This is a genomic window from Acetobacterium wieringae (assembly GCF_026646375.1).
GTDB classification, from domain to species: domain Bacteria; phylum Bacillota; class Clostridia; order Eubacteriales; family Eubacteriaceae; genus Acetobacterium; species Acetobacterium wieringae_A.
In genome coordinates this window covers 40,405-49,515 of sequence record NZ_JAIPPU010000021.1, presented here as the reverse complement: position 1 = coordinate 49,515, position 9,111 = coordinate 40,405, and the positions used below count along the sequence as shown (strand labels likewise).

The 9,111-nt window shown below is 33.2% G+C and carries 8 protein-coding genes; 5 read left to right on the top strand and 3 right to left on the bottom strand.

Annotated features, from left to right (window positions below; genetic code table 11):
- The 4 genes from Q7P33_RS16065 to Q7P33_RS16050 all read left to right on the top strand — a co-directional run.
- The coding region (locus tag Q7P33_RS16065) for a site-specific integrase (RefSeq protein WP_303871757.1) at positions 1–1,175 on the top strand (1,175 nt) is incomplete at its 5' end.
- A complete protein-coding gene (locus Q7P33_RS16060) occupies positions 1,159–3,426 on the top strand; it encodes a tyrosine-type recombinase/integrase (protein WP_303871756.1) in 2,268 nt (755 codons plus the stop codon). The genes Q7P33_RS16065 and Q7P33_RS16060, both read left to right, overlap by 17 nt.
- Positions 3,419–5,257: a tyrosine-type recombinase/integrase gene (locus Q7P33_RS16055; RefSeq protein WP_303871755.1), complete on the top strand. Its 1,839-nt coding sequence runs from the start codon at positions 3,419–3,421 to the stop codon at positions 5,255–5,257. Before Q7P33_RS16060 ends, Q7P33_RS16055 begins: the two co-directional genes overlap by 8 nt.
- Positions 5,236–5,748, top strand: coding sequence for a hypothetical protein (locus tag Q7P33_RS16050; RefSeq protein ID WP_303871754.1), 513 nt, complete (start codon positions 5,236–5,238; stop codon positions 5,746–5,748). The genes Q7P33_RS16055 and Q7P33_RS16050 overlap by 22 nt, the downstream gene beginning before the upstream one ends.
- A 46-nt stretch (positions 5,749–5,794) precedes the next feature.
- On the opposite strand, the gene Q7P33_RS18085 is transcribed toward Q7P33_RS16050, so the two are convergent.
- Positions 5,795–5,890 (bottom strand): hypothetical protein, encoded by a 96-nt coding sequence (locus tag Q7P33_RS18085; RefSeq protein WP_369693325.1) that lies wholly within the window; start codon positions 5,888–5,890, stop codon positions 5,795–5,797.
- A gap of 496 nt (positions 5,891–6,386) precedes the next feature.
- The gene (locus tag Q7P33_RS16045) at positions 6,387–6,725 is read right to left on the bottom strand and encodes a helix-turn-helix domain-containing protein (RefSeq protein ID WP_303871753.1); all 339 of its coding nucleotides are present in this window, start codon (positions 6,723–6,725) and stop codon (positions 6,387–6,389) included.
- A 467-nt stretch (positions 6,726–7,192) separates the two neighbouring features.
- On the opposite strand from Q7P33_RS16045, the gene Q7P33_RS16040 reads away from it, so the two are divergent.
- On the top strand, positions 7,193–8,437 hold the full coding sequence (locus Q7P33_RS16040) for a hypothetical protein (protein WP_303871752.1): 1,245 nt from the start codon (positions 7,193–7,195) through the stop codon (positions 8,435–8,437).
- A gap of 453 nt (positions 8,438–8,890) precedes the next feature.
- Here the strand turns inward: Q7P33_RS16040 and Q7P33_RS16035 are convergent, their stop codons facing one another.
- Entirely contained in the window at positions 8,891–9,031 is a 141-nt protein-coding gene (locus Q7P33_RS16035; RefSeq protein WP_303871751.1) for a transposase, read from the bottom strand.
- Positions 9,032–9,111: the final 80 nt, after the last annotated feature.

Below are 9,111 nucleotides of genomic sequence, written 5' to 3'. Positions count from 1 at the left end.
GAGGTATTTTTTATTGTCAATCTCTTGACCTATTTAAATTATACAGGAAGCTTTTGTACTGCTTTTTAGATATCACTAATTGTCGATTGGACAACCTTCAAAAAAAAGAAATCGATAAACTCATATATTTTCTTTTGGGTTTTTCTCCCAATGAAGGTAGCTTTGCAATTAATTTGTTAACAACACGAAATAATGCAACGGTCAACTCTTATCTTTCGGTAATAAGAGAGTACCTTTCTCATTTAGATATTGAATGCCCGGCACTTCATGATAGATATATAGTTAGAGAGGCTTCAATCAACCCCAAAACTGAGAACTCTCGCACCAGATTCAAATTCAGCACTAACCTTAAAACAAGAACTCCAGCCAATACAGTTCCAAAATACATCTCCGTTTCTGAATTTTCGGAACTTATTGACCTAATCAGAAAAGATAACAATATATTGGCTGAATGTATCGTAAGATTGATGTTCCAGTTTGGTCTTAGAATTGGAGAAGTTTTGGGAGCAACGTTTGAAGATCTCACAGAAATCAAAATCGAAGATGATCTATACCCAGTTTTATTTATTCGAAATCGCTTCTCAGACCGTCAATGGCAAAAGGCCAAGAGTTGCATGAATATTCATAATACAAAGCAATATAAAAGCAAGAATTACATAGCGAAAAACTTAGGCTACCAGTCTGTGATGTTAACTTATGACGTCTTTGAGTTGCTTAATGGTTATATCGAAATTTTTCATACAAAAGCACGAAAAAACAATCAAAAAAAATACACTGCTAACGTTCTTGCAGACAAAACTACTCAAATTAAATATGCAGATGATAATTATTACATTTTCCTAAATTCTTATGGCGATATACTCTCTCAACAGGCCTGGAACAAATCACTAAAAAAGTTACTTAATCTTGCCAGGATCACATTGGATCGAAATTGCAAAATGTCCAGTCTTAATCACAGATTCCGCCATGGCTTCGCGATGTTCCATGTCCAACATGCAAAAACTCCAATACTTGAATTAAAAGAATTAATGCGCCATCGAGACGTATCGAGCACAATGATTTATTATAATCCTACAGAAAAAGATGAGGCAGAAATAAAAAATAAATATGTAACCGAATTATACGATTTAGTTCCAGATTTGAGAGAAGGCTTTAATTATGACTCGATCAAGTAAAGGCGAAGTACAAAACCAATATGAGACACAAATCAATTCGATTTGTGATTCAACTATTAGAACATACCTAGAAACAAAGTGGCTAGAAGCAGTAGCCCAAACGAAAAATGGTCATCTAACTGAGGTTGATAGTCGGAAACGAGCACGATTATTTGCTTTTGGCGAATCAATTAAAGATCTATGGATCGAAAGCATACAATGGAACCCACTTTGCGAAATTGTTAATAACACGCCTCTCGCCGCACCCGGAATCTGTGATTTTATTTATTTTCTATTGAAAAACGATCTATACGCAGGTGATCATAGAGAAAAATTGAATGAATTAAAAGAGTTCTTTTCTGCATTCAACATTACTAATTCTTCTATTCATAAAATATTCATTTTTGATGAAGTCGAAAAAATCTATTACTATCAACCTGATCTGTTATTATTAGGTCGAAATTATTATGGTCCTAGATTTATATTCATAAATTCCGACACTAAATCGATAAGAGAACTACTATTCGATTTTTTTGCTCAGGACAATCCTGGAGGTTCTGTTTTTTGCAATGATTTTTATACTCTTTTTAGTCAAAGTCTCGAGGATAATCTATGTGAAGTATTTAAACCAAGTGATTTTAATTGCATTACTTATCAAACTCAACTAAATTTTTTTTTAAAAGCAAATCTAAAAAAAACGAAAACAGTTATCTTATCTCTAAACAGATTCTATGTTTATCTATCGGACATACTAGGAGTCGAAATATTTAAGAAAACAGATGCATTAGAGTTAATATTTCTCAAGAGACAAGATTATGCGCAAAGAATGATAGATGGTTTCGAACCTATTTACTTTAATCCTTATGCGCCTACACCAACATCAGACAAATGGATTTTGCATGTTAATAACAACGACCAAAACAGTACAACATCAAGTCCAATAACAACAAGAGTGTATGACTTTACGTCAATTCACTCCCAATTCTATCGCAATCTAACAAAAGACTATATTTGGAATAATAGAACCATAAATTTTACGAAGAAAGGGCGTCTCTTAAACAAACTTATTAATCCGCTAAATTTTATTCGTGGTCTTAAAAACAAGCCTAATTCTCCTAATCCCAAAGAAGATTACATCAATATTCAAGAGTCAATTATTATGTATCACTGGATTGACACGACTTGCCAAACCAATTCCAAAAAAAACAATTATATTTTCGGGATTAAAAGTTTTTTGAATTATGCACAGAAGATAAACACAATCTCACTAGAACCCCTATCTCTTAATTATATCAATGAATTTCCAAGAAAGCCCGATAAAAAAGCAACCGCAATTCCTGATCATGAACTCGAGAAAATTAACAGCATCATGGTTAAGCACCTTAACGATTCATACCTTAATCAATTATTTTACGCTATTTTTCACTTGTGCTTACAAACGGAGTTTCGAATTTCTCAAATTTGTTCCTTGCATGCCAACTGCATCGTTCCAACGTTGAAAAATAATCAATATAAAATTTTGACAAAAAGCAAAACATCTAACGGACAACAATATACTGCCATAATCTCAAAAATGACAAAAGCTCACATTGATAATATTATTCACATTTCAGAAAAAACAAGAAATGAATGCACCGATCCCAAAGTTCAGCATTATCTCTTTCTTTACAAGGGTAGACAACATACCTATCGACCGCTTACTTCGCAAAATTTCAGACTATATTTTGAAAAATGTTGTGTTTTAGCTGGCGTTGAACAATATAATCCAAGCAACCTCAGGGACACTCACATGACAAAGGCCGAAGAATTTCGAATGCGACATAATGAAAGTGATGCTGTTTTGACGGTACTGTCTGGTCATCGTCAAGTAGATATAACTCACAATCATTATATCCAAACACAATTAAAGAAAATGCTTGAATCGACCTATGGCATTATCATCGGAGATATCGACATTAACGGAACTATTATAAGCGAAATCAAAGATAGTCAAATATCAAACCACGAACACTTAGTAGAACAAGGATGTGGATACTGTTCGAAGGAAACGTGCGAAATTTATAACGGGATTTCATGCTTGATGTGCAAGGATTTCGTCACAACAGTAGAAAATCAAAGAGATTTTGAAATCGCAATCCTTAAATTGGATACCCTAATAACTTCAGCGCCAACACAACATGACAAAGATGATTTATCCAACATAAAACGCCTATTTGTAGCGTATCTACTGCAAATTCTAAAACAACAAGAGGAGGTTACCGCTAATGGCTAAAAATGGTCAATCAATAAATTCAATGAACATTACAGGTATTGAATGGACTCTAGATCGGGATTTTCATTTTGGCATAGAAAATGCCAAATACATGGAAGCGCTAATCGACGAAATCAAAATTCTTCCAACCAAGAGGGGGAATATTGAGTTTTCATCGAACGTGTGGGATTTTAGCCATTGTCAAGAACATAAAAGCAAACTAAATGTCGTTTTCAATTTCAACTCTATTCCTACAGTGTTTATACAGCAAATGAAAATGTTCGTTCTTTTATCTACTATAAATTGTAGTTATTCAAAGAATAAAATTTCGACTATTTGCAACGAATTCCAGCGCATAAAAAACTATCTTAAATTTCTGCAGAAAAACGGTATAAATTCGATTAGTTCGTCTAATGATCAAATAATTGATTCATATATCGAAACTAAAGCATCTTTATCGACTAGGTCATTAGAAGGACTCTACACTTGCTTGATCCATTTTTACGAATTCTTCATCATAAATTATAATTATACCATTAATGTGGATATAGTTAAGTTAAAAGAAATTAAAGTTTTGCATCAAGTTGTTAATCAACAAACAAAAGAAAATAATAAGACACCCGATATTCCAAAGGATTTCTACAATAAAGTCGTTGCATTGATGATTTCGACTATGAGAGATCCTTCTCAAAATTACAAAAACCGATCCGCTGTTTGTGCCTATCTTATTATAAGTCAGACCGGTCTAAGAATAACAGAAATCCAAACCCTAGAAACTGATTCGCTGAAGTGTTTAACTTTACCTAATCTCAATTGTAACGCTTATTTTCTAACATATAAAAATTTTAAATCTGGAAATGCATTTAAAGATTTCATCAATGTTGATATTTTTGCCAACGAATTAACAAAAGAAGCTTTTGAAACACTCTTAGAAATGCGTGAATCTCGTCCAAATAAAGACGGAAACTCCTATATATATTTGCCTGATGTCAAACATCTACCCGCCGCACCTTATACACTTAATCGAGCTTTCCATAGTTTTCTCAATAAAAAAGCCGACTTTGCAAATCCCGATTTTTTTTCCTATCCGGGATTGCATTCTGTAAAAGTTACCAAAGAAAAACTGGTTATATCTCCAACCGTGAAACAATTTCGAGTTCATGTTTGCACAACACTATATGAACGAAATGTACCTTTACAGTACATTCAAAAATTCATGGGCCATTTATCCAAAGAAATGATGGGTTATTATGTTCGGCCTAAGAACCAAAAGCAAGAAGATGCCGAATTTTCAAACAAATTATTGAATGATCTGATCCATAATCAGGCCTCATTGATTGGGACATACGCTTCTGATATTCATAAGAATATTGATGATTTTATTAAAACAAAGAAATTAAACATTGCAACCGATCTCGAAGAGATCATTGAACAGTTGAACGGTCAGTTCATTATACGCGCAAAAAGAGGCGGGGTTTGTATCAAAACATCAATCCGTGATTGTGCTAAGGATGCCCGAACAAATGAAATGTTCTGTGCATTTAATGTCTGCCCCAATTTATTTCATTTATATTACATGGTAGACATCTCTTATTCAGATTTCCAAAAGACAAAACAGACATTTCAATATAACGCCGCACATGGATATAAATTACAAGCATTGAAGGAACTGAATAATAGCAAAGCAATCTGTACTAAAAGATTAATTCCTGAAATGCAAGACTTGAGAAATAGAATTGACTTACTTGGTGTAGAAAACATTTTGCAGACGTACCCGAATTTGTCAGAAATCATTTTTAATTATGATACAATCCTTGAGGAGGTTGAAAAATGGAGCAAGATAACATTTTAGATATCATAAAATCAGAACTTTCAAATATTGGGTATTTCTATGAAGAACTTTCATTAAACCAACAAGAACACATCAGAAAAATTGGTCGCGAAATTTCTAAACGATTGATGTCTCAAAAATCGGCTCTAAATCAGATTAGCCAAAACAAAATTTCAATTTCTTCCATAAGCGAATCTGTCGGAATTTCACGAAAAACCATTTATAATAATAGAGTTTTAGCAGAATATATCAAAGAAGCCGAAATACAATACTCTAAAAACATCCCAACTAATAAAAGCGACGAAAATATGAAAGAACAGTTGATCATTTCACGTGAGATAATCAACAAAATGGTAAAAAGAGATATTAATCTGGAAAACAAAAGAATCGAAATCGACAGTTTGCAAAAACAAATTGTAGCCTATAAAAACGAAATTCAGAATCTCATTGAAAGGAATATTGAACTTTCTAACGAGCTTAAAAACGTAACTCAACTCAAGATCCTAAAATAAAACATCCTAAATGCACAAAAATGTTCGCTTTGTTAATCAATATTGTTTACTTAACAGGAGGTCTTTTTGAAAGATAACAAATTATATGAACATTATGCAGAACTTTTTTCAGTAGATCCCAAAACGCTTGGGAATAGTTCATATGCACTAGATGGCACATTTCGTGGTCAATGATATAATCCAGTATCAGAGCGCAGAACACTTGACACATTTCCAATTAAACAACAGCTCCTTGTATTTTGTACAACTTCCCCAGCGTTTCAGGTTTGCAAGGAAACTGATGCCAAATCCATGCGACTAAGAAAAAACAATCCTTCAGGCGCATACAGCGCCTCTTGTTCTGCCATCCGTTATACGTTACGCCAACTTATGAAAAGCACATGGAAAGATACAATGCGTTATCGCATATCGGGAGATCCCTTCCCAAAGTATAAAGCTGTCGTTTTCGACCTGTCAAAAGCAGATGAACTACCACCATCTCATTCTGGTAAGAAAAAACATCTAAATTTTAAACAATCTCATTTATATTCTACTACCAGCCAACATTCTAAAATTTTGGCTGGTACTTTCGTTGATAATGCCTGTCCACGTCATGATTTAAATAACACCGTAAATACTTTCTATAATCCCCGATTCCTTCATTCTTTTTTATATCTATCAAGTTCAAGGAGAATATGATAGATTATTTCCTGCTCCGAACGATTCTTAGCGAGAATAAGTTCATAACATTGCGCTAGTATTCCGATTTGCGAGTGATTTTCTATGTCTATTTTTTCAAATAATTCTGAAAGGGAAATTCCTAATGCCCTTGTGATTTTTTCAATGCTTTCGATGGTGGGATTCTTTTCGCCTCTTTCAATTTGACCAATATAGGTCGGATGACAACTCGCTTTTTCAGCAAGCTTTTCCTGACTTAAATCAAGTTGCATTCTATAATTCCGGATTCGTTTTCCAAGTATCTTTACAATATCGTCCATTCAATCACTCCTTTCGGTATAGTCTATAAGTATTATTTTCAGTTTTCTACATACTGTTGATATTTATTCCAGGCAGTGATATACTATAAGTATTCTTTTTTAGTTTTTTCATATTTAACGTATAAATGTGCCTTTTTAATTAGGCTTTGAATATCCACAATAAACTTTATATTAAGACAGTCAATCAAACTGCAAACAGCGGATTTCAACATAAAATGACTAATGAGCTGTCGCTTTTAGTCTCTATAACGTGATGCATCTAGTTTTTGTGATTAACTGATATCACAGAAGTATATTTCAGAAACGATTTTTGAAACAAAAAACCCTCCTGATTAATCATGTAACTCAATTAATCAAGAAGGTTTTTATTATGGATCTAATACCATATTAAAGAAAAGCCAACCAGAAAATAATCGGCCTATTTGTAGATGTTTATCATTTTTATAAAGGCTATTGTGAGGATTAAAATGAATACTAAAGAGCTTCATAAAAGCTTAGATCATCTGTCAGAAGATAAAATCAATGAACTTATATCTCGATATTATAACAACGAAAATGTGAATTCTTTACTCACTGAATTTGACATTGATGTAGGTCCTTCCAATTTATGTAAGTTATTTCCGCCAATTTCACATCCGGATTTTCCATGTCCGAATTGTGGCAATTCACTCTCATCCCAGCCACAATCAAAGAGTAAAAGTCGAAGTATTGACATTAATTACCTTTTTTGTACGAATTGCGGCCACACTAATAATTCGATTAAAAACTGCCAATGTAATTATTGTTCAAATATTCGAAAAAAAGCGGAAGCACGACGAGAAGAAGTGAGACGATTAAAAGAATGCGAAAGAAAAAGCATTCAAGAAATTATTAAGAGAACCTATGATATCAACAATAATATACCTTATCATTTTGATGATTTAAATTTTAGACATAAAGTATATCTTAGCACGATTTGCAAAGCATTGCTTATCGAAAATTACTCTCCAGTTGCACAATTGTATCCCATAGAGATTTTTGATCAAGCAAATCCCATATCCCCAACAGATGAATATACAAAAAAGATATTTGTAGAACTTTGTCGACTAAATATACTAATACCCAGTCCAATTTCAGACATATTGGCTTTTGTCCAAGAGGATGAATGCGGTAATTTTGATTATCCGAATAATTTTCCAAATATAATTTTTATTTCTAAAGTATGGTTTGTTATTAATATAACCTGTAATGAAGGATTTGATGCACTCATTCAAAAATTGTTACTTGGTGATTACTATAATCCTGAGGTGGATGCGGAAGAAGCACTTAAACTATGGCAAAGTATAGCCAAACAAGAATGTATCAATTATTTTGAATATCAATTGAATTCTGTTCAGTTCAGTACAAATTTTGGAAAGAAAACAAATATCATCATTGAAAAGCTACTTGAAAGTTTTTCCATTTCCCAAATTTATGCACTGATTTGGAAAGAAGTTGCTAGCGCTTCGAAAGCTTTTCTTGAGCATCAATACTCGAGAACATTTGCTAAAAATATCGCGATCAGTGGCGTGGAGCGCTATGGTGAACGTGCACTTGAAAATGGGTGGGATATAATAAAATACTCTCGAAACAAAAATGTTCCTCAAAGTATTTTAAGTGAAGTTTTTTTTAATAATGTTCTTTTCATAAAGGACGATGGATTTAATAAAGCACCCAACATCGATTTATTATAACTCAACTTTCCCCGCCTAATTGACTAAACAAAGCTTTATAAAAGAGGCCTGAGAGTCAATCTACTGCAGGAGTTGATTTTTATAGGTACTTATCTATACCCTGCATAGCCAAGATAATCTGATGTTTATTAGCATGAATATTCGGTTGACTTTCAACTACTGAATGGTTTCATTCTTTCATTCCCACCCCCATTTTATCACTCGACTTGCTTTTAAATGAGCCAATGCGAGAATGTCTTTTAGTTTGAATTTTCCTCGGAGACTGTGAACGATTCTCGCTGTTTTTTCAGAAGAGATTCCTTCTCTAAACGCAGTCTCCTCAGTTCTTTTATAAGCGCTAAATCTTGATAAGAGACCTCACTTGTTAAATATGATTCTACAATAAAAAGCTTCTTTTCAAAAGAGTATCTATCATTTTTTCTCGATCTTATTAATCCATCATCACCGAAAGCTCTATATATAATTAGCTATCCATTTTTTTACATCCGTTTTAGAAGCTATGCCATAACGCTCAACGAGGCATTTATAACTGCCTCCACCATTTAGGCAACCCATAACAACTTCCTTTTTTAACTCAAAACTATATTTTGCCATTAAAAAACCGACCTCCAATCGTTAGATTTTTGGTCTAACTTTTGGGGGTCGATTCACATCACTATCAGGTTAAAGTAACT